The following is a 24,577-nucleotide window of genomic DNA, read 5'->3' as shown; positions in this document are numbered from 1 at the left end:
CGTGCCCGCTGCGGGGTCGGCCCCGCAGCGGGCACGCGGAGCCCCTCACGGGATGCTTCCTCCAGCCGGATCCGGAATTCCGTTGCCGGGAAGCAAGAAATCAGCGCAAAACACGGTGCGGATTTCTCGCACCGCCGCACTCAGCCTATTCTTCGCGCCGGGCGGGGCCCAGCCCGGCATGCTACTGTCGGTTCCGGTTGCAGTTGTGGTTCCCGAAAACTCCACGTGCCTCGACGGTTCTCCACTGCCGATGAGGGCGTCTTGTGTGCCCGGTCATATTTCCGGAGGGTGATCATCGCGGCGACGCGGAGTCCACACAGTGCGGACTCCGGGTACCTCCTCGAAGGAGAATGACATGGCATCTGGCACCGTGAAGTGGTTCAACGCGGAAAAGGGTTTCGGCTTCATCGAGCAGGACGGTGGCGGCGCCGACGTCTTCGCCCACTACTCGAACATCGCCGCCCAGGGCTTCCGCGAGCTGTTCGAAGGCCAGAAGGTGAACTTCGACATCGCCCAGGGTCAGAAGGGCCCGACGGCCGAGAACATCGTGCCCGCCTGACACACACGTGAGGTGAGCGGGGGCCCGCACCTCGGGGTGCGGGCCCCCGCTCGTGCAAAACGAGAGAGCAACCTCCCTTACTCGGGGCCGCATGCTGCGGAGGCGCTCTCCGACCCGTCGGCTCATCGCACGGCGAACGGCCCCGTCCGGTCCGGCACGGTCCGGTCACACATTCCGCATGATTTTCCAGATCGGGCCCGTGGTGCCGACGAACCCGGATATTCCGGTGATCAGCCACTTCTTCGCCGGTGCGCCGGGTCCGCCACTGCTCTCGTTTTCACTCAGGCCCGTTCTCGCGACTTACGAGGTTCTCATGCGTTTCATCATCGCCCGCTTTCCGTTCGACCTGACCAGGAGCGACGTGCTGGCCGCGATGGAGGGTGTCAAGCCCGAACCCTGCACCGGTGAGTCCGTGATCATCGGCCGGCGCCAGTACCCCGTCAAACAAGTGGGCCAGGTCATCACCGGACAGGACCGCCGCGACTTCAGCGCCGGCGAAGTCATCCGGGCCATGACGGCCCTCGGCTTCACCTGTCGAACCGTCCCCCCGGCCCCCTCCGGAGATGTTCTCGCCCCCGCTCCGGAGAGCCTTGGCGATGCCTGGCACCTCTGAGTCGCTCCGACCGGCGGCCCACTCTGCCGGCTCAGGAACAGCACACGGATGAGGCCCTGGCGGGTGAGGGCCGGTCCGGCCCTCACCCGCCAGGCCCGAGCGTCAGCGCAGAAGCCTGATGACCTCGGCGAAGGCGGCCATGTGGGGCTCCAGGACGCTGACGTAGGTGATACCGAACTCCTCCCGGTAGCGCAGCAGCCGGTCCGCGATCTCACGTGGCGAGCCGATCAGGACGCCGGGCAGCCGGGTGAGCTGGGCGTCGTCGAGTCCGCTGGCCTGGCGGATGATCGCGAGGTCGACCTTGTCCGCGCTCTCGCCCACCGCCGCGATGAACAGGTTCAGCTCGATGTCTTTGAAGCGGTCGCCGGCGGCCTCCCGCAGGACCCGGATGCGGCGGGCGAATGCCTCCTCGGGGGCGGCACCCTCGGTCACCCCCGCCATGATGGAGAAGCTGAAGATGTCGGCCTCGCGTCCGGCCAGACGCAGCATGCGCTCGCCGGCGCCGCCCAGCATGATGGGCGGTTGGGGATTGTCGGCCTCCGCGGCGAGCAGCGAGCGCGTCGCCGCCAGGGTCGTCTCCAGTTTCCGCAGGCGCTCCCCCGCGGTGCCGAACGGCAGGCCCACGGCCTCGAACTCGGCCGGGACATAACCGGCGCCCAGCCCCAGCTCGAAGCGGCCGTCGGTGAGACGGTGCACATCGGCGACGTCCCTGGCCAGATATGCAGGGCTGAGAATGCCGGCGTTGAGCACGAACGTGCCCAACCGGATGCCCGTCACGTCGGCCGCGGCCACCAAGGCCGGGAGCGGCGCGGCCACGCCCAGATGGTCGGCCACCTGGAGCACGTCGTATCCGAGGTCCTCCACCTCGCGCACACGGGCGCGCCAGGCCGACCGGGATCCGACCTGGAAGAGACTGACGCCGAAACGGAACGGGTGATTGGTCATGACAGCCCTTCGTGCTGATGAGCGGATGAGCCGACAGGCCTCCACACCCACAACGTGCGCCCGCACGGCGGCGTTCGCCCCCCGGAGGAAATCTCACCTTGTGGACGGCCGCTGAACCGGTGAAACGCCGTTCGTGCCGGCCGTGGCGGACCTCGGGAACCCGCCGGAACCCGGCACCGCCTCAAGGCCGCCGGTGCCGTCTGCGCCTCGGGGCGGCACCGCAGAGCCGGCCGCGGGCCCCGGCCGACCGGGTGCCTGCGGGTGGTGCGCCGCCGCCGGATCCCGAACCCGATCCAGATCCGGCGCCGGGGCCGACATCGTCATCACCGCCACGCCCGCCACCGTCCCCGTCCTGCGGGCCGCCCGCGTCCGCGAGGGCACGCACATGACGGCAATCGGCACCGACATACCCCACAAGAACGAACTGCCACCGGCCCTGTTCGCCCGGGCCACGCTGATCGCGACGGACGACCACCAGCAGTGCCTGGACCACGGGGACTTCGCCCGCGCGGTCCGCCGCCCACCGGGCCGCATCCCTTGCGTCCCTGCCGCCCGCACCCCGGCCGTCAGCCGGAGACGAGCTGCTGACCTCCGTCGATGTCGTACGTCGCGCCGGTGAGCGCGTCATTGCACATGATGTGTACGGCCAGCGCTGCGACGTCGGGAGTCCTGCCCGAGGGTCGTACCCGGGGCCTGCCCGAGGGGCGTACCCGGGTCCTGCCCGAGGGTCGTTCCCGAGGACGGGAAGCCCTGGATTGCCGACCGCGGCGCACGCCTGTCGCGCCTTCGTCCGGGCCCGGAGCACGGCACAGTAAAGGGTATGGACGCAGACAGAAGAAACATTCTGGCCCGGGGACGCGTGGCGACCAGGCTCCCGGCCCAGGATCTGGCGCGGGCGCGGCGCTTCTACGCCGAGCGGCTCGGTCTGGAGCCCGTCGACGAACGGCCCGGTGGGCTGCTGTACCGGTGCGGGAGCACGGAGTTCGCCCTGTTCGAGTCGGCGGGCACCGCACCGGGCACCTTCACGCAGATGGGTTGGGAGGTCGACGACGTCGAGACGATCGTGTCGGAGCTCAGACGGCGCGGTGTGACGTTCGAAGAGGTCGACGTCCCCGGGTTCCGTACGCGGGACGGGATCGCCGAGATCGACGGGCACTACCCGAGCAAGGGCGCTCGGGGGGAGCGCGCGGCCTGGTTCCGTGACAGCGAGGGAAACCTGCTGGGCATCGGAGAGCCCGTCGTCTGACAGGACACCAGACCGTGGCGGGGCGGTGGCCCCCTGCGGCAGGGGCCGTCCTCGCGCCGCACGGGAAACCGCCCTGCGGTGCCGGCGCCACCGCGGACCTCGCCACGACCCGCTGCGCCGGCCGGCTCGCACAGCGGGAGGAGGGGTCCCGGCGATCCCCGCCCGGCGGAGGCCACTGCCGCGTCCCCTCGGGTGGGCTCGCCGCCCATCGGTGTCACAGGATCTGCGTCCGTCCGGTCTGCGTTGTCAGGGCGACAGGAAAGAGAGCACCTTGTGCGCGAGGGCACCGTCGACTGCTGCGCCGTCTTCGCCGGGCGTGCGGACGGGGAGGCGTCCGCCGACCGGTGGGCCGGGCCTGCCACTGCCCTCCCGACGGCGGGAGCCGACCGATGCGGTGGCTCCGACGTGCGGTGCCGTGCGAGAGGGGGGACGCAGTATGGATCACGCTGCTGACGTGGTGCCGCTCGCGGAGTTGCTTGACGAACGGCGGCATCTGCTGGAGATCGCCCACCGGGTGCTGGGCGCCTGCGGTGCGGCGGAGGCCGTCGTCGCCGAGACCTACCGCCGGTGGTACGGCCTGTCCGACGCGGCGCGCGCGCAGATCACGGCACCCCGCGGCTGGCTCGCGAAGACCGCGGGGCAGATCTGCCTGGCCCGGCCGGCCTCGCCTGATCGCAGCGGGACCGCCGGCCCTGGTGACGGCGCCGGCCGGGGCACGGGGGCCGCGGGCAGGACACCGGACGAGCTCACCGACCGCGCGCGCCGCAGCCTCTCGGTCCGGCGCTCGTGTCCGGCCACCCCGGAGCAGCACGACATGGTCGCCCGTGCTGTGCGGCGGGCCTGTGTGACGGGGGACGCCGGACTTCTGGCGTCCTTGCTGGCACCCGACGCCACGGCGTTCTTCGACGGCGGTGGCAGGGTCCGGGTCACGGCCGGACCGGTCCACGGCAGGCGGCAGGTCGCGTTTCGCCTGCTGACACTGCTGGCCCCGCCTGCGCACACCGTACCGCGCCCGTGCGCCACGCTGGACACCCATTCCGTCAACGGCCGCACCGGTCTCGTTGCCCGGTACGACCACCAGGTGGCCGCGATCATCGGCCTCGATGTCGCCCGCCGCCGAGTGGTGCAGGCCTGGATCATCCTCAACCCCGACAAACTACGCGCCTGGAACCAGCCCCGGTCCTCCCCCGACGGCTGATGACCGACGCGGCCGGTGCCGCGGCGCCAGGTGCACGAGGTACCGGGCGGGACGGTCCGGCCGGGCGGGACGGTCCGGCCGGCGACCGCACAGGACCGGCTCCGCGGCGCCTCGCCGACCGGCCCCCGAGGGGAGCCGGCTCCCCTCCCGTCGCCCAAGCCGCAACAGGCCGCCTCAGCCGCTGCTGCCCCGGTCAGGAGGTGCCCGGGCCGCCGAGTACCGAGGTGGAGCGGGAACGGGAACCGAGGAACGCCGCGATCTTGCCGGGGTGCAGTACCCAGAACAGCCGGTGGATGCCGTCCCGCGAGGCGGCGATCGTCACGAACGCCGTGGGTTCGCCGTCCCGGTAGATCATCAGTGACGTCCGCCCGTTGGCCTCGACGGTCCGCAGATCCGCGCCGCGCCAGAACCTCGGGTAGGCAGTGGCCAGGTTGGCCACGCGCGCACGGCCCAGCACCGGGACACGAGCCGCGCCCCGGACGCCGTTCCCGTCGGTCAGGCTGACGGCGTCCGGGGCGAGGAGTGCCTCCAACGAGGCGACGTCTCCCGTGCGGGCGGCCGAGACGAATGCCTCCAGCAGGCGGCGGTGTTCCGCCGCGTCCACGGTCCCCCGCCGTTCGGCCGACAGATGCCGGCGTGCACGGCTCACGATCTTTCGGACGTTGACAGCGCTGAGTCGAAGGATGTCGGCGATCTCCGCATAGCCGTAGTCGAACGCCTCGCGCAGCACGTATGCCGCCCGCTCGGTAGGACTCAGCTTCTCCAGTACCAGCAGCAGGGCCAGCTCCAGGGCCTCCGCGCGCTGGGCGCCCACCTCCGGGTCGCAGCTCGTGTCGATGGGCTCGGGCAGCCAGGGCCCGATGTAGGTCTCACGGCGCACACGCGCGGACTGCGCGACGTTGATGGCGAGGCGGGTGGTCGCACTCGACAGGAAGGCCGCAGGGCTGATCACCACGGAGCGGTCGGTCCTCTGCCAGCGCAGCCACACTTCCTGGACCACGTCCTCGGCCTCGACGGCGCTTCCGAGCACACGGTAGGCGATACCGAAAAGCCGTGGCCGAAGCTCCACGAAGACAGAAACGGCCTGATCAAGGGTGCTTGTCGGGGTGGACGGCTCACGTTGCATGAACCCGGGGTCTCCGTTCCTCCGGTCGCGCTGCTCTGGTCACGCGACCATGCCGGCTGTCGCGTGGTCGCAGACGGCTCCGGCAACCGGTTCCGGGGCAGGCCCCGGTGAACCGGGGCGGCGCCACACGTCGGTGGCGGCCGCACCTCCCCCGTTGCCGCAGGCACTGTGGTCACTCATCGCCACGGCTGCTCCCATCGCATCTGCTCCATAGACCGGGATCGGCCCGATTCTGTGACAGGGCCCGGTCCTGGATCGCCGTCCACCTCTCGGGGAGCGCGGAGGCGGGTTCTGGGCGGGCGCGGCGTTGTGGGCCCGTGGCCGAACGTCGGCTCGGATCGTAACCGTGAGACGTCCGCACAGGGGCTCCACCTGGAGGTGACACCATGGCAGGGCAATGAGTTCCGGCCAACCGCCTTCTGTACCCGGCGGCCTCCGACGCACCGGGTGGACCCTCGCCGTTGGTCGGGGCGGGCCGCCTCGGCGCGGCGCCGCGGCTCCCGGACAGCGCCTCGGCCGGTCCCCCGGCACCCGTCCTCACTCGTGCTCCCCCACGCCCAGAGGGCGAGCGTGCACGCGAAGGGGGAGAGCACATGCTGCCGCGCTGTGCGGGAGGTGCGCGCTCCCCGCCGTCCGTTCATCAGGTGATGCATCACCTGATGAACAGACGTGCGACGCCATCGGTAGCATGGGCCGACGTGACCGCCGAGCGCACCCGCGCCTCTCCGCCACGGGCACGGCGGCCGCCTTCGCTCCCACCGCTCCCACCGCCTGACGCGAGCGCAGATCGAACCACCCCCGCCCCCAGGGCCTCCCCCCTGTCCGGGCCGGCAGCCGGTCGGTACCGCGCTCCCGCGCCGCCGACCGGCAACCGCGACGATGTCATCCGTTCCCTGCCCAGATGGAGTACCACCGTGCGCATGAAGGCACTTCTCGCAGCTTCGTCCGCCGTCCTGACCGCCGCGGCGTGCCTGACCGCCGCCGGACCGGTCCAGGCACACGCAGGCCGGGCCGGCCACCGTCCCGCGCCGGTGGCGGCGGCAGGACGCTGCTCGGACTCCGTCACCCTCGACGGCTTCTCCGACGCCCTCGACAAGACCACCTTCCAGGGCGCGTTCGTGGGCAACTTCTCCGCGCTCGCCCCGGACGCCCACGGCACCCTCGACGCGCTCTCCGACCGTTCCGCCCTGTTCACCCTGAGCGGCCGGACCCCGGACGACGTGCGCCCGCAGAAGGTCGTCCCGCTCGCCGACGAGAAGGGGCAGCCGCTGGACTCCGAGGCCCTCGTCGTGGACCGGGACGGCACCCGCCTCGTCACCTCCGAGGTGGAACCGTCGATCCGCCGCTACAGCCGTGACGGCGGCACCCTCCTCGGCAGCCTGCCGGTGCCCCGGGAGCTGAGGGTCGCCCCCGCCGGCCGCGCCACCGGCAACCTCACCTTCGAGGGACTGGCCCTCCAGCCGGACGGACGGACGCTGGTGGCCTCCATGGAGGGCGCGCTGGCCGGGGACGATCCCACCACCGTGCGCTTCCAGACCTGGCGGCGCGTCGGCTCCGGACGTGACTTCCGGCTCGGCCCGCAGTACGCGTACCGCGTCGACACCGACGCCCACGGCACCGTCCTCGGCGTCTCCGAGAGTGCGGCCGCTGGCGACGGCCGGCTGCTGGTGCTGGAGCGCGGCTTCACCAGCGGAGTGGGCAACACCATACGTCTGTACCTGGCGGACCCCTCCCGTGCCACGGACGTCAGCGGTGTCACCGACCTGACCGGGCACCAGGGCGTTCGGTTCGTGCGCAGGACGCTGCTCGCGGACGTCGGCGACTGCCCGTCGCTGGGCGCCACGGCCAAGCAGCCCCAGCCCAACCCGCTGCTCGACAACATCGAGGGCATGGCCGTGACCGGGCACGAGCCGGGCGGGCGGCTCCGGCTGCTCATGGTCAGCGACGACAACCAGGGCGCCACGCAGACCACCCGGTTCTACGCGCTGACCGTCCGGCTGCCGAGGCGCTGAACCCCCGCGGCGGCGGGCACACCACGTGCCAGGGGCGGTCCCCTCCACCACGGGCCCTGGGGCGCGGTCGGTCGCGGTCTTGTGGCGGATTGTCCCGTCCATGACCATGGCAGCTCGAAGCGCCACCCCCCGCAGCCATGGAAAGGACCCGCCATGTCCGATCCCACCCCCGCCACCCGAAGAGCCGTGCTGTCGACCGCCGCCGCGGCGGTCGCGGCGGGCGTGCCCCTCGCCGCGGGGACCACGCCCGCCGCCGCGGCCCCCGCGCGGCGCACCGCCGACCGCTCCGCCACGGCCCAGCGCCCCGACCGGGAGCTGCGGGAACTCCTCGGCGAGATCGACCGGGACAGGATCGAGGCGACCATACGCAGACTGGCCGCGTTCGGCACCCGCCACACGCTCTCCGCCCAGGACGACCCCGAGCGCGGCATCGGCGCCGCACGCGACTGGATACACGGCGAGCTGAGCGCCCACGCGGCGGCCTCCGGCGGCCGGATGACCGTCGAACTCCAGTCCTACGTACAGGAACCCGCCTCCCGCATCCCCACCGCGACCCGCATCACCAACGTCGTCGCCACCCTCCGCGGCTCCACCGCCCCCGACCGGATCTACGTCGTCTCCGGCCACTACGACTCCCGGTGCACGGACGTCATGGACGCGACCGGCGACGCGCCGGGCGCCGACGACGACGCCTCCGGGGTCGCGGTCGTCATGGAGCTCGCCAGGGTCATGGCGCGGCGGCGGCCGGCCGCCACGCTCGTCTTCGCCGCCGTCGCTGGCGAGGAGCAGGGCCTGTACGGTGCCACGCACCTGGCCGAGTCCTTCAGGGCAGCGGGCGCGGACGTCCAGGGCATGTTCACCAACGACATCGTGGGCAGTTCGCGCGCCGACGACGGCACCCGCGACCCGCACACCGTACGGCTGTTCGCGGAGGGGGTGCCCACCTCGGAGACGCCCGAGCAGGCCGGTGTGCGGCTCAAGGTCGGCGGCGAGAACGACTCGCCCACGCGCCAGCTCGCCCGGTTCGTGCGCGACGTGGCGGACAACGACGCCACCGGTCTGCACGTGCGCATGGTCTACCGGCGTGACCGCTATCTGCGCGGCGGTGACCACATCCCGTTCCTCGAACGGGCCTATCCCGCGGCGCGCTTCACCGAGCCCGCGGAGGACTTCGCCCACCAGCACCAGGACGTGCGCGTCGAGGACGGCAAGCAGTACGGGGACCTGCCCGAGTTCTGCGACTTCGAATACGTCGCGGGCGTGGCCCGGGTCAACGGTGCCACGTTGTGGAGCCTCGCGCAGGCGCCCGGCACCCCGCGCGGTGCGAGGATCGTCACCAGCAATCTGACCAACGACACCGAACTGGTCTGGGAACAGGGCACGGAGCCCGGCCTCGCCGGGTACGAGGTGGTGTGGCGGGAGACGACGGCCCCGGAATGGACCCATGTCATCGAGGTCGGCCGCGTGGGCGCCCACACGGTGCACCTGTCCAAGGACAACGTCTTCTTCGGCATCCGGGCGGTGAGCCGCAGCGGCCACCGCAGTCCCGTGGCATCCCCGGCGCCGGGCAACTGATCCGCCGCAGTGCGGCGTTCGGGCAGCGGACCGCGACGGCGGGCCCCCTCCGCGGCCTTCTCCACACCTCGTCCCACGCCCTGACCGCGCCCCGCACCGGGCCGTGAGGCCGCGGGCGCGCCCCCGTGCGCGCCCGCGGCCTCACCTGCGCGGTGTGCTCTCCCCGGTGCCGGACTCCGGTCCCCAGCCGACGCCCAGCCGCATCAGGACCTCGGCCGTGGCCACGATCTTCTCGACCTCCACGTCCGCCAGTCCCTCCGCCAGCTTCGCCTCCGTCGCCGCCGTCACACGCGTCAGGGTGTCGAGGCCCCGCCGGGTCAGCTCTACCATCTGGACCCGGCGGTCGTCACCGCCCGCCCGGGCCAGCAGCCCCTGCTCCGCCAACTGCCGCACCTGCCGCGTCACATGGGGATGGCGGACGTCCAGCCGTGCCGCGATCTCCCCCAGCCGCAGCGGCGCCGACTCCTCCGCGAGCACCCGCAGGACGGCGAGCCCCGGCCGGTCGATCGGCACACCGGCGGCCGCCGCGAGCTGCTCGTGCAGCCGTCTTCGGGTCAGCCTGTAGGCCAGTGCGCTCACTACGGACTGGAGCGCCGAAATGGCCTCCGCCCGGGTCGGGGTCGTCTCCACAGGGGCATCATGCCGGACCATCCGATTCCGGCCAACCATGAGCCCGAGCCCGAGAGGCCGTTGCACCGCCGAGGGTCACAGGGGTATCAAGTACTTAGGTTACGTAATGTCTTCGGGTCCCGAGTGCGGTTCGGGCCCGAGTGCAGGAGGAGAAACACGATGCACCTCGAAATCGACCAGGAGCGGTGCTGCGCCGCAGGCCAGTGCGTACTCGTCGCGGACGATCTGTTCGACCAGCGGGACGAGGACGGTGTCGTGGTGCTGCTCGACGCGAACCCCGAGGGGGACGCGGCAGCCCGCGCCGCCGAGGCCGCCGCGCTCTGCCCCGCCGCCGCCATCACCGTCGTCGGTTCGTGACGCCGGCGCCCCGCACACCTCAGACGTCACCCACCACCCCCCATCTCGGTCAGGAGCACCTCGTATGACAGAGACCACGGTCGCCGCCACCGCCACCGAGGCCCCGCTCGACTACCCCATGCCCCGCGCGTCCGGCTGCCCCTTCGACCCGCCGCCCCAGCTCGCGCGGCTGCGCGAGGAGGCGCCGTTCTCCCGGGCGCGGATCTGGGACGGCACCACCGCCTGGCTCGTCACCCGCTACGAGGACCAGCGGGCGATCCTCGCCGACGACCGGTTCAGCGCCAACCCCCTGCGTCCCGGCTTCCCCATGCAGAGCCCCGGTGTCGCGGCCCGCCGCACCAACGGCAAGCGGCTGCCCTTCATCTCCATGGACGACCCGGAGCACAACCGGGTGCGCCGCATGTTCACCTCCTACTTCTCCGTCAAGCGGGCCCGCGCGCTGCGGCCGAGGCTCCAGGAGATCATCGGCGATCTGCTGGACGGCATGGAGGCGGCTGGACCGCCGGTGGACCTGGTCTCGTCCTTCGCGCTTCCGCTGCCCTCGCTCGTGATAGCCGAGATCCTGGGTGTGCCGCGCGAGGACCAGCCGCTCTTCCAGCGCGAGTCGCGCGTGCTCATCTCGATGAACTCCGAGATCGACGACGTCCTCAGGGCCATCGACTCGCTCACCGACTACCTCGAGGGGCTGCTCGCCGCCAAGGAGCGCGACCCGCAGGACGACCTGCTCAGCCATGTACTCGCCGACCATGTGCGCAGCGGCGCGACCAGCCGGGAGCAACTGGTCCAGGACGCGATCCTGCTGCTGATCGCCGGCCACGAGACGACGACGAACATGCTCGCCCTCGGCACGCTCGCCCTGCTGCGCAACCCGGAGCAGCTTGCCGCCGTGCGCGACACCGAGGACCCTGCGGACATCGCCCTCGCCGTCGAGGAACTGCTGCGCTACCTGACCATCGTGCACACCGGCAGGCGGCGCGTCGCCCTCACCGACGTGGAGGTGTCCGGGCAGCTCATCCGCGCGGGTGAGGGCGTCATCCTGCCCAACGACTCGGCCAACCGCGACGCGACCGTCTTCGACAACCCCGACAGCCTCGATGTGACCCGGCAGAACGCGCGGCACCACATCGCCTTCGGGCAGGGCACCCACCAGTGCCTCGGCCAGAACCTGGCGCGCACCGAGCTCCAGCTCGCCTACCCGGCACTGCTGCGCCGCTTCCCGACCCTGCGCCCGGCGATCGAGGAGGACGCCATCCGCTACAAGCACGACGCGGTGGTCTACGGCGTCTACGAGCTGCCCGTCGCCTGGTAGCCGCCCCGTGCCGCCCGCCGTCGCCCCGGCCCGCTCGTACCCGACGCCGGCGGGCGGCGCCCGGCCCGGCGGGCGGCGCCCGCCGGGCCTGAGGTCGATACCGCGCACGGCCCGAGGGCCGAGCCGGTGCGGCTTCACAGGTCCCTGCCGGCCTCGGTGAGGGCTTCGTCCAGGATGGCGGCGCCGCGCGCGATCTCCTCGTCGCTCGCGGTCAGCGGGGGCGCGATGCGGAAGGTGCCCCCCATCCCGGGCAACTGGACGATGTTCATGTGCAGCCCGAGTTCGAAGCAGCGCCGGGTGACGGCCGCGCCGAGCCGGTCGGCGCCACCGGCGCCCAGCACGTGGTCGCCGACCAGTTCCACCCCCAGCAGCAGCCCCCGGCCGCGGACGTCCCCGACGATGTCGTGCCGGCGGGCCAGCTCGTCGAGGTCAGCGCGCAGTGCCGTGCCGAGCCGGCGCGCACGCTCGTCGAGGCGGTCGCGGACCAGTACGTCGAGGACGGTGTTGCCGACGGCGGCCGGCAGCGGATCGTTGACATGGGTGGTGAAGAACAAAAACCCGCGCTCGTGCGCCCGCTGCTCGATGTCCGGGCTGGTCAGCACGGCGGCCAGCGGTAGCCCCGCGCCGAGCGTCTTGGACAGCGTGAGGATGTCGGGGACGACGCCGTCGTGCTCGAAGGCATACCAGTCGCCGGTACGGCACAGCCCGGTCTGGGCCTCGTCGAGGATCAGCAGCATGTCCCTCTCCCGGCACTTCTGCGCCAGGGCGGCGAGATAGCCCGGCGGGAGTTCGATGACGCCGCCGGAGCTGAGGATCGGTTCGACCAGGCATGCGGCGAGGCTGCCGACCGACTGGGCGTCGATGAGGTCGAAACCGAGATCCAACTGGCGGCGCCAGTCGAGCGAGCCCTCGGCGTCGACGATGCCCGGGTGGAAGCGGTCCGGGACCGGCAGCGCGAAGTTGCCCGGTGCTGCGGGACCGTAGCCCCTGCGCCCCGCGCTGTAGGTGGCGTTCGCGGCGGCCTGGGTCATGCCGTGCCAGGACCGGGCGAACGAGACGATCTCATGGCGACCGGTGACGAGCTTCGCCATCCGCACCGCGGCCTCGTTCGCCTCCGCCCCGGTGGTCAGGAGCAGCACCTTCTCCAGTGGATCGGGCAGGGTGCCGGCGAGCCGGCGGGTGAGGTCGACGACCGGGCGGCTGAGCATCCCGCTGTGGAGGTGGTCGAGGAGGGCGACCTGTTCGCGAACCGTCGCGACGATCGCCGGGTGGGAGTGGCCGAGAATCGCACTCATCTGGCCGGAGGTGAAGTCGAGCAGTTCGCGACCGCCCTCGGTGAACACCGACGTGCCCGCGGCGCGGGCGATGACCTCCGGCGTGAACGCGGCACGGCCGCTGTAGCGGATCAGGTGGCGCTCCGGGTCGCCGCAGGATGTCTCGGGAAGCATGTGACCGACGTTAGGGACGCACCACTGCGCGCGTCCATCTCACGTATCCGACCGTCCTGTACGGCCGAACCGTACAATCGGCGAGTGCTGAACTCGTGGCGGCTTCGGATGCTCAGCCTGCTCGAATCGCTGGGTACCGTCCGCGCGGTCGCCGAGACGCTGCATCTGAGCGCGTCGACGGTGTCCCAGCAACTCGCCGTGCTGGAGGCGGAGACCCGGTGCCGACTGCTGGAGCGGACCGGGCGGCGGGTGCGGCTGACCCCGGCCGGACTCCTGCTGGCCCGCCGGGGCCGGGAGATCCTGGACCAGATGGCCGAGGCCGAGGCCGAGTTGCACGCCCTGAACGACGAGCCCATCGGCACCGTCCGGCTCGGGGTGTTCCAGAGCGCGATCTACCCCCTCGCGGTGCCTGCGGCGACGCGGCTGGCCGACACCCACCCCCGTCTGCACCTCGAACTGATCGAGCTGGAGCCGCACGAGAGCGGACCGGCCCTGCGCTCGGGGGAGGCGGACATCATCGTCACCACCACCGACTACGGGGGCCTCTCGTGGGGCGCGGACCTCGGGGTCATCCCCTTGGGATCCGACCCGATCGTGTTGGTGCTGCCCCGTGGACATCCTCTCGCCGACCGCACGACCGTGAACCTCGCGGCGTGCAAGGAGGAGACCTGGGCGTGCGACCGTCCGCGGTCGTACATGGCCGACCTGACCGCGCGGCTGTGCCGCGAGTCCGGGTTCGAGCCCCGGGTGGCATGCCGGTTCAGCAACTATCTGATGCTGCTGCAACACGTCGAGTCGAAACGGTCGATCGCCCTGCTGCCCGCCCTGGCCGTCACACCGGAGCGGGCCGTCGTCACCCGGGAGCTCAGCACGCCCGTGCACCGCAACGTCACCATCGTGGTGCGGCGCGGCACGACGCAGCGCGCCGCGGTCGACGCGGTCGTCGCCGCGCTGCGCGACCATCCCGAGATCCCGGCCCTGTCCACGCCGCACCAGCGACTCAAGGGAGATGCCCGCGGATGAGGCGAGGCCCGCGGCACGCTCGTCCACCCCGCTCGGCTACAGGCGCGGCCCGGTGCTCCACGCGGCGTACGCCGCCTCCGCCACGGCGAGGTCCTGCCAGCCCATGCCGACGCTCTTGAACACACTGATCCCGCCCGCGGGCGGTGTCCTCGGCAGGTCGGCCAGCGCAGTCAGCCCCTTGTCGGTGACGGCTCCCGAGGACAGGGCCTGGACGACGTCCCCGGCCTCCCGGAGCGCTGTCGCGATGTCCTCCACGAACACGCGTGACGCCCGGGTGAACACCGTGTCGTCGAGTTCGCGGGCCCCCGGTTCATGGGAGCCGACGGCGACCACACAGGCCCCGTCCTTGAGCAGCGAGCCGTCGAACACCGGGCGGGTGGCGCTGGTGGCGCACACCACCACGTCGGCCTCGGCCACGTCCTCGGGCGAGGCGGCGGCCGCTTCGACCCCTTCGGAACGCAGCCGTCCGAGGAATCCCGCCACGCGCCGCGCGGTCCGTCCCACCACGTGGACCCGGCGGATGTCCCGGACGGCGCTGACGGCCCGTATGTGCTCCCACGCCTGGGGCCCGGTACCGAAGACGGTCAGTACCGAGGAGTCCGGCGCCGCCAGCGCCCGTACGGCCAGCGCGGAGAGCGCCGGAGTACGCAGCAGCGTCAGCGCCGTTCCGTCGACCAGGGCACGGGGCGCCAGCGTCGCGGCGTCGAAGAGGACGAACACGGCCTGGATGCGGGGCGGTCCCAGAGCCGGGTTGCCCGGTGCGACTCCCGCCAGTTTCACGCCTGCGGACCCGACCGAGACCGCAGGCATCACCAGAAGGTGGCCGCCCGGGGCCGGCAGCGACGTCCGCGGTGCTGCGGTGCCGGCGCCGCACGCGGCACGTTCGAGCGCTGCCATCGCCTCGTGCCAGGACACCAGGGACATCAGCGTCTCCGCGTCGATGTGGGGCAGGGCGGGCATGGCGAACTCCTTCGACCGACAACACACCGAAAAGCAGGGCTCTTTCACCTTATAAGTGATACATCACACATACACATATCCAGCGAGAGAGGCCGGTTGGCGATGACGACAGATATGAGGGTGGTGGACTACCACACGGCCGGTGAACCCTTCCGTATCGTCACCGAGGGAGTGCCGGACATCGCGGGAGCATCGGTGCTGGAGCGCCGCGAGTACGCGCGCACCACCCCCGAGGTGGACGCGGTACGGCGGCTGCTGGTGAACGAGCCGCGGGGGCACGCCGACATGTACGGCTGCTTCCTGGTGCCTCCCGACGACGAGGGAGCCGACTTCGGTGTGCTGTTCTGGCACAAGGACGGTTACTCGACGGCGTGCGGGCACGGCACGATCGCCCTGGGCGCCTTCGCGGTGCACAGCGGGCTGGTGGCCGCGGATCCGGACGGCGACACGGACATACGCATCGACGTGCCCTCCGGCCGCGTCACCGCGCGCGTGACCTGCGCGGCCGGCCGGGTCGTCACGGTGGCGTTCCGCAACGTCCCGGCCCACGTCGTGGCCAGGGACGTCGAACTCGACACCACACGCGGGCCGATCAGGGCCGACCTCAGTTGGGGCGGGGCGCTGTACGCCTGCGTCGCCGCCTCCTCGGTGGGGCTGGCCGTCTCGCCCGAGAGGTACACCGAGCTGGTCGCCTTCGGGCGCGAGGTCAAGTGGGCGCTGAACGGGACCGCGTGGGCGCGGCACCCCCACGACCCACGACTGGACGGCGTGTACGGCACCGTCCTCTACGACGACCTCGGTACGACGCCCGAGGGTGTCCGGCAACGCAACATCACCGTCTTCGCCGACGGCGAGGCCGACCGCTCGCCCTGCGGCTCCGGCACCTCGGCACGCCTTGCCCTGCTCGTCGGCGACGGCACGCTGCCTGTCGGCCGGACGCTGCGGCACGAGTCCATCGTGGGCACCGCCTTCGAGGGCAGGGTCCTGTCCACCGCCGGGGACGGCGACCGCGACACGGTGGTCACCGAGGTCCGCGGCAACGCCTACCGGACCGGCACCGCCGTCTTCACGCTGGATCCGTACGACGACCTCGCCACCGGCTTCGTACTGCGCTGAGCCGCCCCCGCACCCGTCGGAGCCCCGCAGTCGGCCCCCGCGCCGCTGGGTCGACGTGCGCGTACACCCCGGCTCGACGCGGCCCTGCGGCCCTGCGGCCCTGCGCACGCTACGGACGTCGGGGCGCGAGCACCTCGGCCCCGCTGTTCGGCTGACGGGGCGTGCTCCGGACGGCGAGTTCGGCGCGGAGCCGGTCGGCGTGGGGGTGGACGAGTTCCGTGAGGATGCCGAGGGCGTGGTGCAAGGCATCGTGGGCGGCACGGAGATCGTCCTCGGCGTGGTGGGCGTCGCCGAGGTACTGGAGGAGGTCCGGCCGACCGCTGCGGCCACCCACCCCGCCGGTGTCCGCGGGGACCCACCGGCCCGCCGCGACGGCCGCCCGGGCGGTCACCGACGCGGGTGCGGGGCGAGCCTGCGGGTCAGCTCGTCGCGGATATCCGGTGCAAGGGCGCCGGTCTCGCCCCAGGCGACGACCGCCTCGGCCACGTGACGCAGTTTGATGTTGGTGCACATGGACGTCTCGCGAAGCATGTCCCATGCCTCGGCCGGGGAGACCCGTCCCACGGCGACGATGACGCCGAGGGCCTGGTCGATCACCGCGTGGGAGTCCACAGCCTGCTGGAGCTGGGCGACCTACCCCTCCAACTGCCTGATCCGATCGGCCCCGGCCGCCGGCTGTCGGCCCAGGAATTGGTCGGCGACGTGCTCCAATGCTGCCTCCTCTGTGGTGTGGGTCGTCGGGACTCACCTTGCGCCTGCCCCCTCTGAGATGACATAGCCACCCCTGCATCGGCAAATACCCAGAAAGCGTCGGGGCGGGACACGGCAGCACGCGCGACCACAGGGACACGGGCCGGGGCGGACGCGCGGCCCGGCGTCGCCAGGCCGAACGACCGCGCCCCTGCCCGGACGCCCCCGACCCCCTTGGGCTCGACATCACATCGAAAGAACCACAAGAGGAGGAGCAAAGGCGACATACAGGCCATCGGCGACAGCACGAACCGCGACCCAGCCCATCACCACTTGGCAACGATTTTCATATCACCAGACTTAGATTCTGGTCTTGACATTCATTTTCATCTAGCGTGGCATCCACCCGGCCCGGCCCCCGCCGGTGATCCGGCTCCCGCGAACACCTCGCGCCCGACCGTCGTGGAGGATCCATGCTCTCGTCACCGTTTCCGTTCCCGTCCCGGCTCCTGGCCCTGATGTCCGGTGCCTCGCTGGTCCTGCTGGCAGGCTGCGGCAGCTCGTCGGACTCCGGAGGCGGCGGGCACGCCTCCTCGGGCTCGTCATCGTCGTCCAAGATCGCGGTCGTCGCCTCGACGGACGTCTACGGTGACATCGTCAGGCAGATAGGCGGCAGAAAGGTCGACGTCACCTCGATCATCAGCAACCCCGACCAGGATCCGCACTCCTACGAAGCCGACACGCAGAACCAGTTGACACTGTCCAGGGCGAAGGTCGTCGTCGAGAACGGCGGTGGCTACGACGACTTCGTCGACCGGATGCTGAAGAGCAGCAACTCCTCGGCGCAGGTGATCAACGCCGTCCAGGTCTCCGGTCACAGAGCACCGAAGGGCGGGGAGCTCAACGAGCACGTCTGGTACGACTTCCCGACCGTCGCCGAGCTCGCCGACCGCATAGCGACGGCCCTGGGCAGGGCCGACCCCGGTGGCGCGGCCACCTTCACGAGGAACGCCGGGGCCTTCAAGGCGAGGCTGGGGCCGTTGGAGACCAAGGAAGCCGAGATCAAGCAGGACCACGGCGGTGAAGGCGTGGCCATCACCGAGCCCGTGCCCCTGTACATGACCGAGGCGAGCGGCCTGGTCGACAGGACGCCGCAGAAGTTCAGCGAGGCCGTCGAGGAAGGCGACGACGTCTCGCCGAAGACCCTGCGGACCACGCTGGCACTGTTCTCCGGCAAGAAGGTCGAGGTGCTGGTCTACAACCAGCAGACCTCGGGGCCGCAGACCCAGAAGGTCGAGAAGGCGGCCAGGGCCGCGGGCATCCCCGCCGTCCCCGTCACGGAGACCCTGCCCAGCGGCAAGGACTACCTCGCCTGGATGACCGGCAACGTCGACGCGCTCGCGAGCGCGCTGGACAAGTGAGGCGGCCGGACGTGGCCACCGTACACCGGGCCTGCCGGGACCGCCGGGCCCGCACCGCGGATGGCCGCCGCGACACGGGCGCGGTGATCAGCCTGCGCGGTGCCGCCCTTTCCTATGGCGAGCGCGTGGTGTGGCAGGGCCTCGAACTCGACGTGCGGCCCGGGGAGTTCCTGGCCGTGCTCGGTCCGAACGGATCGGGCAAGTCCAGCCTCGTACGGGCCCTGTTGGGCCGGCAGCCGCTGTCCGCAGGAACGCTGTCCGTGCTCGGCCGGAACCCGCGCGAGGCGAGCGGACACCTCGGCTATGTCCCGCAGCAGGCCGCGCTGACCGCGCAGACGATGCTGCGCGCCCGCGACCTCGTGCGCTTCGGGATCGACGGGCACCGCTTCTGGCCGAGGCCGCGCACGGTCGCGGTCCGCCGGCGAGTGGAGGAGATCCTCGAAGCGGTGGGCGCCTCGGCCTACGCCGACGTCCCCCTCGGCCTGTTGTCCGGGGGCGAGCGGCAGCGCGTACGCATCGGGCAGGCGCTGGCGAGTGACCCGCGGATCCTGCTGTGCGACGAGCCGCTGCTCTCCCTGGACCTGCACCACCAGCGGGCGGTCACCGAGCTGGTGGACGCCCGGCGCCGCTCGCACGGCACGGCGGTGGTCTTCGTGACCCACGAGATCAACCCGGTTCTCGCACTGGTGGACCGGGTGCTGTACCTGGCGCGGGGCGGCTACCGGGTCGGAACACCGGAGGAGGTGCTGACCTCGGCATCCCTCTCGGAGCTGTACGGCACGGAGGTGGACGTCGTACGTGTGCACGGCCGGGTCGTGGTCGTGGGAGCGCCCGACGAGCCGATCGCACCCGCACCGCCGCACCACATCCACGAGAGCGACGGAGTCCGCCCATGACGCTCGCCGACGGGTTCTGGCACCAGATCTTCAGTTTCGACGACTACGGCGCACTCCTGGCGCTGGTCCGCAACTCCCTCGTGGTCGGAGCCGCACTCGGCCTGATCGGGGGCCTCTGCGGCGTCTTCGTCATCATGCGCGATCTGCCCTTCGCGGTACACGGCGTCAGCGAGCTGTCCTTCGCGGGTGCATCGGCCGCGCTGCTGCTGGGGGCGAACGTCGTCGTGGGCTCGATCGCCGGCTCCCTCGTCGCGGCCGGCACGATCGGCGTCCTGGGTGTGCGCGCCCGGGACCGCAACTCGGTGATCGGCATCATCATGCCGTTCGGCCTGGGCCTGGGCGTTCTCTTCCTCGCCCTCTACAAGGGCCGGGCGGCCAACAAGTTCGGCCTGCTCACCGGCCAGATCGTCGCCGTCGACACCCCTCAGATGTCATGGCTGCTCGGCACCTGTGCCGTCGTGCTCGTCGCCCTGGCGGCCATCTGGCGGCCGCTGGCCTTCGCCAGCGCCGACCCGGACGTCGCCGAGGCCCGCGGCGTACCGGTGCGGGCCCTGTCCATCGTGTTCATGATCGTGCTCGGGCTCTCGGTCGCCGCGTCGGTGCAGATCGTCGGTGCCCTGCTGGTCCTCACGCTCGTCGTCACACCCGCCGCGGCCGCCGCCCGCGTCACGGCGTCGCCCGTGCTGCTGCCCCTCCTCAGCGTGGTCTTCGCCGTCGCCTCCATCGAGGGCGGCATCCTGCTGGCCCTCGGGAGCAGCATCCCCATCAGCCCCTACGTCACGACGATCTCGTTCACGATCTACCTTGCGTGCAGGTTGGCGGGCGCCTACCGCACCCGGCGGTGGGGGGCCAGGAAGGCGGTGCCGCGACCCGTCTGAGCGACCGCGCCGCGCAGGGCCCGTGCCCTTCCCGGGCGGATCAGCAGCCCGGCCCCGCCGCTCCCCCGGCGGGGCCGCCATCCGTGGGTGCGGCGCGGGTGGCGGCCGCGGCGGCCCGTGCGGGTCGCACTCGGGTGGGCACGGTGCGGGTCCCGCCACCGGTCCGCCGCGGCCTCCGGGCGCCCGGTGGGCAGGAGCCGGTCTTCACCGGGCACCCACCGGCGCGCGGAGGCGCTGCGCCTCGGCACACCGCGCAGGGCCGACGAGCAGGTCCGCCCTGGGCCGGGACGACTCCACATCAGCTCGGGCAACCGGGTGGCGGCCACTCGACGAGGCCATCGAGGATCGGCGGTCGGTAGCCGGGGCCCTTGAGGACCTTGCCGTCGGCCCGGCGCAGGGCTCTGCCGTCCGCGTCGATCTTGCTCATATTGGACCGGTGCACCTCGACGAAGACGGCCGGCAGGTCGATCCCGAGCGCATCCGCGGCACCGTAGGTGACGTAGAGGACATCGGCCAGTTCCTTGGCCACCGCCCTGTACGCGGTGAGCGGGTCGCCGCCGGACCGCAGGACCTTGGCGAGGTCGCCGAGCGCCTCGGCAGCCTCCTGCGCCTCTTCGGCCAGCAACGTCCGGCGGTGCTCCGCCAGTTCGGGGTGCTCGGCCTCGGTCTCGCCGTCGAACACCTCACGGAACGCAGCGACTCGCCGCATCGGTTCGTGGTCCATGCGCCTACCCTAGGTGCTCGCCCGGGGCGCGAGCGGGGCGCGCGGACGCGCAGCGGGCCGCAGCCGGCCGGCGCCGGGGCCGGGGCCCGTTCCCCCGTGGCCGCGACATGATGACTGGGCAGAGCGACACGGCTGCGGCCCCCCGCCCCGGCTCAGCCGAGCGCGTCCATCAGGGCGGTGACATAGGCATCCAGCCGCTCCCGAACGACTCGTGCCGTCAGCTCCGTCCGCCCTGCCTCCCGCCATGGCTGCGACACCGACTGCACTTCTTCCGAGGCGGCCAGCGCGTCCCGCACCTGCCAGTACAGCCGCTCGCTCGCGGCCGCGGCCAGCACCCCGCCGGCCTCCTCGTACGCCTCGGCGAACCGCAGACCCCACACCGGGCCGTGCAGCAGCGCGAGATTGACGGAGCAGTGCGCCACGTCGAGATCCGCCGGGCCCCAGGAGGCGGCAGCCCAGTCGACGACACCGGTGATGCGGGCACCCGCCGGCCTTGAGGGCGGCACGTCGAAGAGCACATTGCCGGGCTGGAAGTCCCGGTGCAGGAATCGCCCCTCATAGGAGGGCGCGGGCCCCCGGATGACATCGATCGCCGCGGTCCATACCGCCGCGTCGGCGCCCTTCGGGGTCACGACGGTGTCAGCGGTCGTCAACGCCACGAACCTCCGGGGCCGCTTGGCGCATCGCACCGCGTGGATCGCCACGAGCTGACGGGCCAGCAGGGGAACCCGCATCTCCAGGGCCCCGTCGTCGAGGACCGTCCGGCCGGCCAGATGTGTCATGAGGAGCGATGGGTACTCGCAGTGCGCGGCGGCCGGGTCGACCGCGACCGGTCCGGGAGCCGGCACGCCGGTCCCCGTGAGCAGGGCCAGGGCGTCGGCTTCCCTGGTGAGCCAGTCCTCCGCGTGCTCCACGTCGACGAAGGTCCGCAGAACCAGGTCACGGATGCCTCCGTCCCGTGTGCCGATGGTCAGCCTCCGCATCTCGGCAGTGGTGCCGCCGTGCAGCACCCCGGTCCTGACGACCCGTTCACCGGCCTCCAGGTGTCGGTTCACCCAAGCCAGTGTCAACGGCCGGACAGCCGTCGCCTCATCGTGGTTGGTCACGGTGCCACCTCGTCATCCGGACAGCGGCGGGTTGCCCCATGTGGGGAGGCCGGTGCCGTGCCTGCCGTGAGGTCATGGAACCCGCGGTGCACCGGGCCCGCCGCCGGCCTCGGACGTCTTCGCCAGTTCGCCGACGAACCCCGTACCGGCCGGCGCGGGACGGCGCGCCGGTGGTGGGTGGTGCCGGTACGCACCACGTCACGGAGGGAACGACCGGGCAAGGACGATCCAGGCATCCCGCTACTGTGGCACGATCTCGATCCCGGGGCTCCTTGCCGTCCACACCATCTCTTCGGCGTGCACGCCTCACGGACCCGGGTCGGAACCGCTGCTGTGCGCACAGAACCACCGTGTGCGCCCAGCAGGACATCACCCGTGCGTGCGCTTCCGCCCGCCCCTCCGACGCCCCTTCCACGTCCCGGCCCCACCCCCCGGAACAGGCCCGGTACCGGCCCGCGCGGGTGCGCACCCCGGGGATCGGGGCGCGCACCCGCGCTCCCGGTCAGGACGGCGGAGCGGTTGTCACCAGGACGACTTGGTGACGCCGGGCAGGAAGCCGGCATGGGCCTGTGCCCTCGCGCGGACACGCGAGAGTCCGAACTTCCGCAGGTATCCCCGCGGGCGGCCGTCGACACCGTCGCGGTTGCGGACGCGGGTGGCGCCGGCGTCGCGCGGCTGGCGGCGCAGTTCGGCGAACGCGGCGCTGCGCTCGGCCTCCGTCGAGCCGGGGTGCCGGATGACCTCCTTCAGTTCGGCACGCCGGGCGGCGTACCGCGCGACGACGGCCTTGCGCTTCTCGTTCTTGGCGATCCTGCTTCGCTTGGCCATCAGACCTTCACCCCCCGCGCGCGGATGCGGGCCACGGCCGCCTCCACGCCGATGGTGTCGCGATCCTGATGCCGCGGACGCTGAGCGTCAGGCGCACATGGCGGCCCTCTCCGGGCAGCCAGTACCGCTTGCGCTGGATGTTCGGGTCGAAGCGACGCGAGGTGCGCCGGTGCGAGTGGGAGATGCGGTTGCCGAAGCCCGGCTCGGCACCGGTCAGCAGGCAGTGGGCGGACACGGGAGTACCTGCCTCTCTCGCGGGCGACTATTGATAATGGAAATCATTCCCATATACTAGTCCCCATGGCTCGCAACGAACTACGCCCCGTCATCAAGCTCCGCTCCACAGCGGGAACCGGCCACACCTACGTGACCCGCAAGAACCGCCGCAACGACCCGGACCGCCTGGTGCTGCGCAAGTACGACCCCCTCGTACGTCGGCACGTCGACTTCCGCGAAGAACGCTGACCCGATCGCCCACCACACCGGAGTGCCCGCCATGAAGCCCGACACCCACCCCGCGTACGGTCCCGTCGTCTTCCGCGACAAGGCCGCCGACTTCGCCTTCCCGACCCGCTCGACGCTCACCGGCGGCACCACCACCGAGTGGGAGGACGGCCGCACCCGCCCCGTCGTGGACGTCGAGACCTCCTCGGCGAGCCACCCCTTCCACACGGGCACGGCCCGGGTCCTCGACACCGCGCGCCGCGTGGAGCGCTTCGAACGCCGCTACGGTCGCTTCGAGGGCCGATGACACCCGAAGAGGACCGGCTGCCGGTCGTCATCGTCGGGGGCCTGCACGCGGACGCCCGTGCACGGGTCGTCGACCGGCTCCTGGAAGCCGTTCCTGGCAGTGTCGCGCTCCACCACGACCTGGCCACCGCGGGCGAAGGAACCGTGCGCCGGCACGTGCGCGACGCATCGGGCGTCCTGGCGTCGGGCGCCGCTCCGCTCGTCAACGACTGCGCCTGCTGCGCACTGCGCGAGGACCTCCTTCCGGAGCTGGAGCGCCTCGCCGCCCAGGGGCCGGCCCGGCTGGCGATCGTCGAGCTGTGGGACTCGGTGGAGCCCAAGGCCATGGCCGAGGTCGTGGCCGCGCACAGCCGTGGCGGCCTGACGCTCGCCAACGTGATCACCGCGGTCGAGCCCGCGCTGGTCCTGCCCTACCTCGCCAACGGCGACGACCTGTCCGAGGCCGGACTCGCCGCGGCGGCAACGGATCAGCGCACAGTCGCCGACACCTGGGCCCGGCAGGTCGAGTACGCCCCCGTCCTCGCCCTCGTGGACGGTGCGGACGCGGACCGGCGGGACCACGCCCTGCTGGCCCAGTTGCACCCCACCGCGCGCCACGTCGACGCGGCCGGTGCGGAGCTGGCGCAGGCGGCGTTCGCCGGCTTCGACGCGGAGGCGGCGGCCGCGGCGCAGCACCCGGCGTGCGCCCTCCTGCCGCAGGAGGCGAACGAGGCGGGCGTGGCCACCCTGGTCTGGCACCGCACCAGGCCGTTCCACCCCGAACGCCTCTACCGGGCGCTGGAGGACCTGTGCTGTGCGGCGGCGCGCAGCAGGGGCCGGTTCTGGCTCGCGGACCGCCCGGACACCCTGCTCTCCTGGGACGCGGCCGGTGGTGCTCTCTGCGTCGAGAGCGCAGGCCCCTGGCTGGCCTCCCTGCCCGACGCGGCGTGGGAGCTGGTCCCGCCGGCACGACGGGCGGCCGCCGCCCTGGACTGGCATCCGGAGCACGGTGACCGCTGCCAGCACCTCGTCTTCACCTCTCCCGGGCTGGACCGCACCGGCACCGTGCGGCTCCTCGACTCCTGTCTGCTCACCGACGCCGAGTACGCGACCGGACCCGAAGGCTGGCAGAGCCTGCCGGGAGCCTTCGACTCCCTGCTCGACCCCGCATGACCCCCAGGACCGCGC

The 24,577-nt window shown here is 72.1% G+C and carries 24 protein-coding genes and 5 pseudogenes; 17 read left to right on the top strand and 12 right to left on the bottom strand.

Features of this window, described 5'->3' with window-relative positions; all coding sequences use genetic code 11:
* Positions 1-355 precede the first annotated feature (355 nt).
* Together IE313_RS29510 and IE313_RS29505 are read left to right on the top strand one after the other, a co-directional pair.
* Positions 356-559 carry a cold-shock protein gene (locus IE313_RS29510; RefSeq protein ID WP_189937589.1) on the top strand — a complete coding sequence of 68 codons (204 nt, stop codon included), beginning with the start codon at positions 356-358 and terminating at the stop codon, positions 557-559.
* 313 nt (positions 560-872) lie between these two features.
* Positions 873-1,224: pseudogene (locus IE313_RS29505) on the top strand (SCO5918 family protein).
* 50 nt (positions 1,225-1,274) lie between these two features.
* On the opposite strand, the gene IE313_RS29500 reads toward IE313_RS29505, so the two are convergent.
* A complete protein-coding gene (locus IE313_RS29500; RefSeq protein WP_189937587.1) occupies positions 1,275-2,117 on the bottom strand; it encodes a TIGR03621 family F420-dependent LLM class oxidoreductase in 843 nt (280 codons plus the stop codon).
* 133 nt (positions 2,118-2,250) lie between these two features.
* Between IE313_RS29500 and IE313_RS35705 the strand changes: the two are divergent.
* A pseudogene (locus IE313_RS35705) lies at positions 2,251-2,610 on the top strand (hypothetical protein); the annotation flags it as partial.
* Between the two features lie 73 nt (positions 2,611-2,683).
* On the opposite strand, the pseudogene IE313_RS35700 reads toward IE313_RS35705, so the two are convergent.
* Positions 2,684-2,779: pseudogene (locus IE313_RS35700) on the bottom strand (short-chain dehydrogenase); the annotation flags it as partial.
* A 158-nt stretch (positions 2,780-2,937) separates the two neighbouring features.
* On the opposite strand from IE313_RS35700, the gene IE313_RS29490 reads away from it, so the two are divergent.
* Both IE313_RS29490 and IE313_RS29485 read left to right on the top strand, forming a co-directional pair.
* Positions 2,938-3,363, top strand: a complete 426-nt coding sequence (locus IE313_RS29490; RefSeq protein ID WP_189937583.1) for a VOC family protein — start codon at positions 2,938-2,940, stop codon at positions 3,361-3,363.
* 436 nt (positions 3,364-3,799) lie between these two features.
* Entirely contained in the window at positions 3,800-4,561 is a 762-nt protein-coding gene (locus IE313_RS29485) for a sigma-70 family RNA polymerase sigma factor family protein (protein WP_189937580.1), read from the top strand.
* Positions 4,562-4,754: 193 nt separating this feature from the next.
* Here the strand turns inward: IE313_RS29485 and IE313_RS29480 are convergent, their stop codons facing one another.
* Positions 4,755-5,687 (bottom strand): RNA polymerase sigma-70 factor, encoded by a 933-nt coding sequence (locus IE313_RS29480; RefSeq protein ID WP_189937578.1) that lies wholly within the window; start codon positions 5,685-5,687, stop codon positions 4,755-4,757.
* A gap of 914 nt (positions 5,688-6,601) precedes the next feature.
* Between IE313_RS29480 and IE313_RS29475 the strand changes: the two genes are divergently transcribed.
* Together IE313_RS29475 and IE313_RS29470 are read left to right on the top strand one after the other, a co-directional pair.
* On the top strand, positions 6,602-7,699 hold the full coding sequence (locus tag IE313_RS29475) for an esterase-like activity of phytase family protein (protein WP_189937576.1): 1,098 nt from the start codon (positions 6,602-6,604) through the stop codon (positions 7,697-7,699).
* 153 nt (positions 7,700-7,852) lie between these two features.
* Positions 7,853-9,274, top strand: a complete 1,422-nt coding sequence (locus IE313_RS29470) for a M20/M25/M40 family metallo-hydrolase (protein WP_189937574.1) — start codon at positions 7,853-7,855, stop codon at positions 9,272-9,274.
* A 141-nt stretch (positions 9,275-9,415) separates the two neighbouring features.
* On the opposite strand, the gene IE313_RS29465 is transcribed toward IE313_RS29470, so the two are convergent.
* Complete coding sequence (locus tag IE313_RS29465; protein WP_189937572.1) at positions 9,416-9,904, bottom strand: MarR family winged helix-turn-helix transcriptional regulator; 489 nt, start codon at positions 9,902-9,904, stop codon at positions 9,416-9,418.
* Positions 9,905-10,063: 159 nt separating this feature from the next.
* Here IE313_RS29465 and IE313_RS29460 point away from each other — a divergent pair, with 159 nt between their 5' ends.
* Both IE313_RS29460 and IE313_RS29455 read left to right on the top strand, forming a co-directional pair.
* Positions 10,064-10,261 (top strand): ferredoxin, encoded by a 198-nt coding sequence (locus tag IE313_RS29460; protein WP_189937569.1) that lies wholly within the window; start codon positions 10,064-10,066, stop codon positions 10,259-10,261.
* Positions 10,262-10,325: 64 nt separating this feature from the next.
* Entirely contained in the window at positions 10,326-11,570 is a 1,245-nt protein-coding gene (locus IE313_RS29455; protein WP_189937568.1) for a cytochrome P450, read from the top strand.
* Between the two features lie 134 nt (positions 11,571-11,704).
* Here the strand turns inward: IE313_RS29455 and IE313_RS29450 are convergent, their stop codons facing one another.
* Positions 11,705-13,018: an aspartate aminotransferase family protein gene (locus IE313_RS29450; protein WP_189937566.1), complete on the bottom strand. Its 1,314-nt coding sequence runs from the start codon at positions 13,016-13,018 to the stop codon at positions 11,705-11,707.
* A gap of 84 nt (positions 13,019-13,102) precedes the next feature.
* On the opposite strand from IE313_RS29450, the gene IE313_RS29445 reads away from it, so the two are divergent.
* Positions 13,103-14,041, top strand: a complete 939-nt coding sequence (locus IE313_RS29445) for a LysR family transcriptional regulator (protein ID WP_229925060.1) — start codon at positions 13,103-13,105, stop codon at positions 14,039-14,041.
* A 36-nt stretch (positions 14,042-14,077) separates the two neighbouring features.
* Here IE313_RS29445 and IE313_RS29440 read toward each other — a convergent pair whose 3' ends face one another.
* Complete coding sequence (locus tag IE313_RS29440) at positions 14,078-15,001, bottom strand: ornithine cyclodeaminase family protein (RefSeq protein ID WP_189937564.1); 924 nt, start codon at positions 14,999-15,001, stop codon at positions 14,078-14,080.
* Positions 15,002-15,103: 102 nt separating this feature from the next.
* On the opposite strand from IE313_RS29440, the gene IE313_RS29435 reads away from it, so the two are divergent.
* The gene (locus IE313_RS29435; protein WP_189937563.1) at positions 15,104-16,117 is read left to right on the top strand and encodes a proline racemase family protein; all 1,014 of its coding nucleotides are present in this window, start codon (positions 15,104-15,106) and stop codon (positions 16,115-16,117) included.
* 109 nt (positions 16,118-16,226) lie between these two features.
* Here the strand turns inward: IE313_RS29435 and IE313_RS29430 are convergent, their stop codons facing one another.
* Together IE313_RS29430 and IE313_RS29425 are read right to left on the bottom strand one after the other, a co-directional pair.
* Positions 16,227-16,451, bottom strand: a complete 225-nt coding sequence (locus IE313_RS29430) for a hypothetical protein (RefSeq protein ID WP_189937561.1) — start codon at positions 16,449-16,451, stop codon at positions 16,227-16,229.
* A 53-nt stretch (positions 16,452-16,504) separates the two neighbouring features.
* A pseudogene (locus IE313_RS29425) lies at positions 16,505-16,735 on the bottom strand (ANTAR domain-containing protein); the annotation flags it as partial.
* Between the two features lie 545 nt (positions 16,736-17,280).
* On the opposite strand from IE313_RS29425, the gene IE313_RS29420 reads away from it, so the two are divergent.
* From IE313_RS29420 to IE313_RS29410, 3 genes are all read left to right on the top strand, one after another.
* A complete protein-coding gene (locus IE313_RS29420) occupies positions 17,281-18,228 on the top strand; it encodes a metal ABC transporter solute-binding protein, Zn/Mn family (RefSeq protein ID WP_189937559.1) in 948 nt (315 codons plus the stop codon).
* 83 nt (positions 18,229-18,311) lie between these two features.
* Positions 18,312-19,124: a metal ABC transporter ATP-binding protein gene (locus IE313_RS29415; protein ID WP_189937607.1), complete on the top strand. Its 813-nt coding sequence runs from the start codon at positions 18,312-18,314 to the stop codon at positions 19,122-19,124.
* Complete coding sequence (locus IE313_RS29410) at positions 19,121-20,002, top strand: metal ABC transporter permease (RefSeq protein WP_189937557.1); 882 nt, start codon at positions 19,121-19,123, stop codon at positions 20,000-20,002. Before IE313_RS29415 ends, IE313_RS29410 begins: the two co-directional genes overlap by 4 nt.
* Positions 20,003-20,300: 298 nt before the next feature.
* Here the strand turns inward: IE313_RS29410 and IE313_RS29405 are convergent, their stop codons facing one another.
* The 4 genes and pseudogenes from IE313_RS29405 to rpmB form a co-directional block, all read right to left on the bottom strand.
* A complete protein-coding gene (locus IE313_RS29405; protein ID WP_189937555.1) occupies positions 20,301-20,726 on the bottom strand; it encodes a pyrophosphohydrolase domain-containing protein in 426 nt (141 codons plus the stop codon).
* A gap of 152 nt (positions 20,727-20,878) precedes the next feature.
* Positions 20,879-21,832, bottom strand: coding sequence for a phosphotransferase family protein (locus IE313_RS29400; RefSeq protein WP_189937553.1), 954 nt, complete (start codon positions 21,830-21,832; stop codon positions 20,879-20,881).
* A 522-nt stretch (positions 21,833-22,354) separates the two neighbouring features.
* The gene (gene rpsN, locus IE313_RS29395; protein WP_189937551.1) at positions 22,355-22,660 is read right to left on the bottom strand and encodes a 30S ribosomal protein S14; all 306 of its coding nucleotides are present in this window, start codon (positions 22,658-22,660) and stop codon (positions 22,355-22,357) included.
* Positions 22,660-22,895: pseudogene (gene rpmB, locus IE313_RS29390) on the bottom strand (50S ribosomal protein L28). The gene rpsN and the pseudogene rpmB overlap by 1 nt, the downstream one beginning before the upstream one ends.
* Positions 22,896-22,960: 65 nt before the next feature.
* On the opposite strand from rpmB, the gene rpmG reads away from it, so the two are divergent.
* The 3 genes from rpmG to IE313_RS29375 are packed head-to-tail and all read left to right on the top strand — an operon-like array spanning position 22,961 to position 24,562.
* Positions 22,961-23,125 carry a 50S ribosomal protein L33 gene (gene rpmG / locus IE313_RS29385; protein ID WP_189937549.1) on the top strand — a complete coding sequence of 55 codons (165 nt, stop codon included), beginning with the start codon at positions 22,961-22,963 and terminating at the stop codon, positions 23,123-23,125.
* Between the two features lie 31 nt (positions 23,126-23,156).
* The gene (locus IE313_RS29380) at positions 23,157-23,411 is read left to right on the top strand and encodes a type B 50S ribosomal protein L31 (protein WP_189937547.1); all 255 of its coding nucleotides are present in this window, start codon (positions 23,157-23,159) and stop codon (positions 23,409-23,411) included.
* Positions 23,408-24,562, top strand: coding sequence for a CobW family GTP-binding protein (locus IE313_RS29375; protein WP_189937545.1), 1,155 nt, complete (start codon positions 23,408-23,410; stop codon positions 24,560-24,562). The genes IE313_RS29380 and IE313_RS29375 overlap by 4 nt, the downstream gene beginning before the upstream one ends.
* Positions 24,563-24,577: the final 15 nt, after the last annotated feature.

It is taken from the genome of Streptomyces sulfonofaciens, assembly GCF_014656295.1.
Lineage (GTDB): Bacteria > Actinomycetota > Actinomycetes > Streptomycetales > Streptomycetaceae > Streptomyces > Streptomyces sulfonofaciens.
The sequence above is the reverse complement of the archived record's forward strand: the minus strand, read 5'-3'. Positions and strand labels throughout refer to the sequence as shown.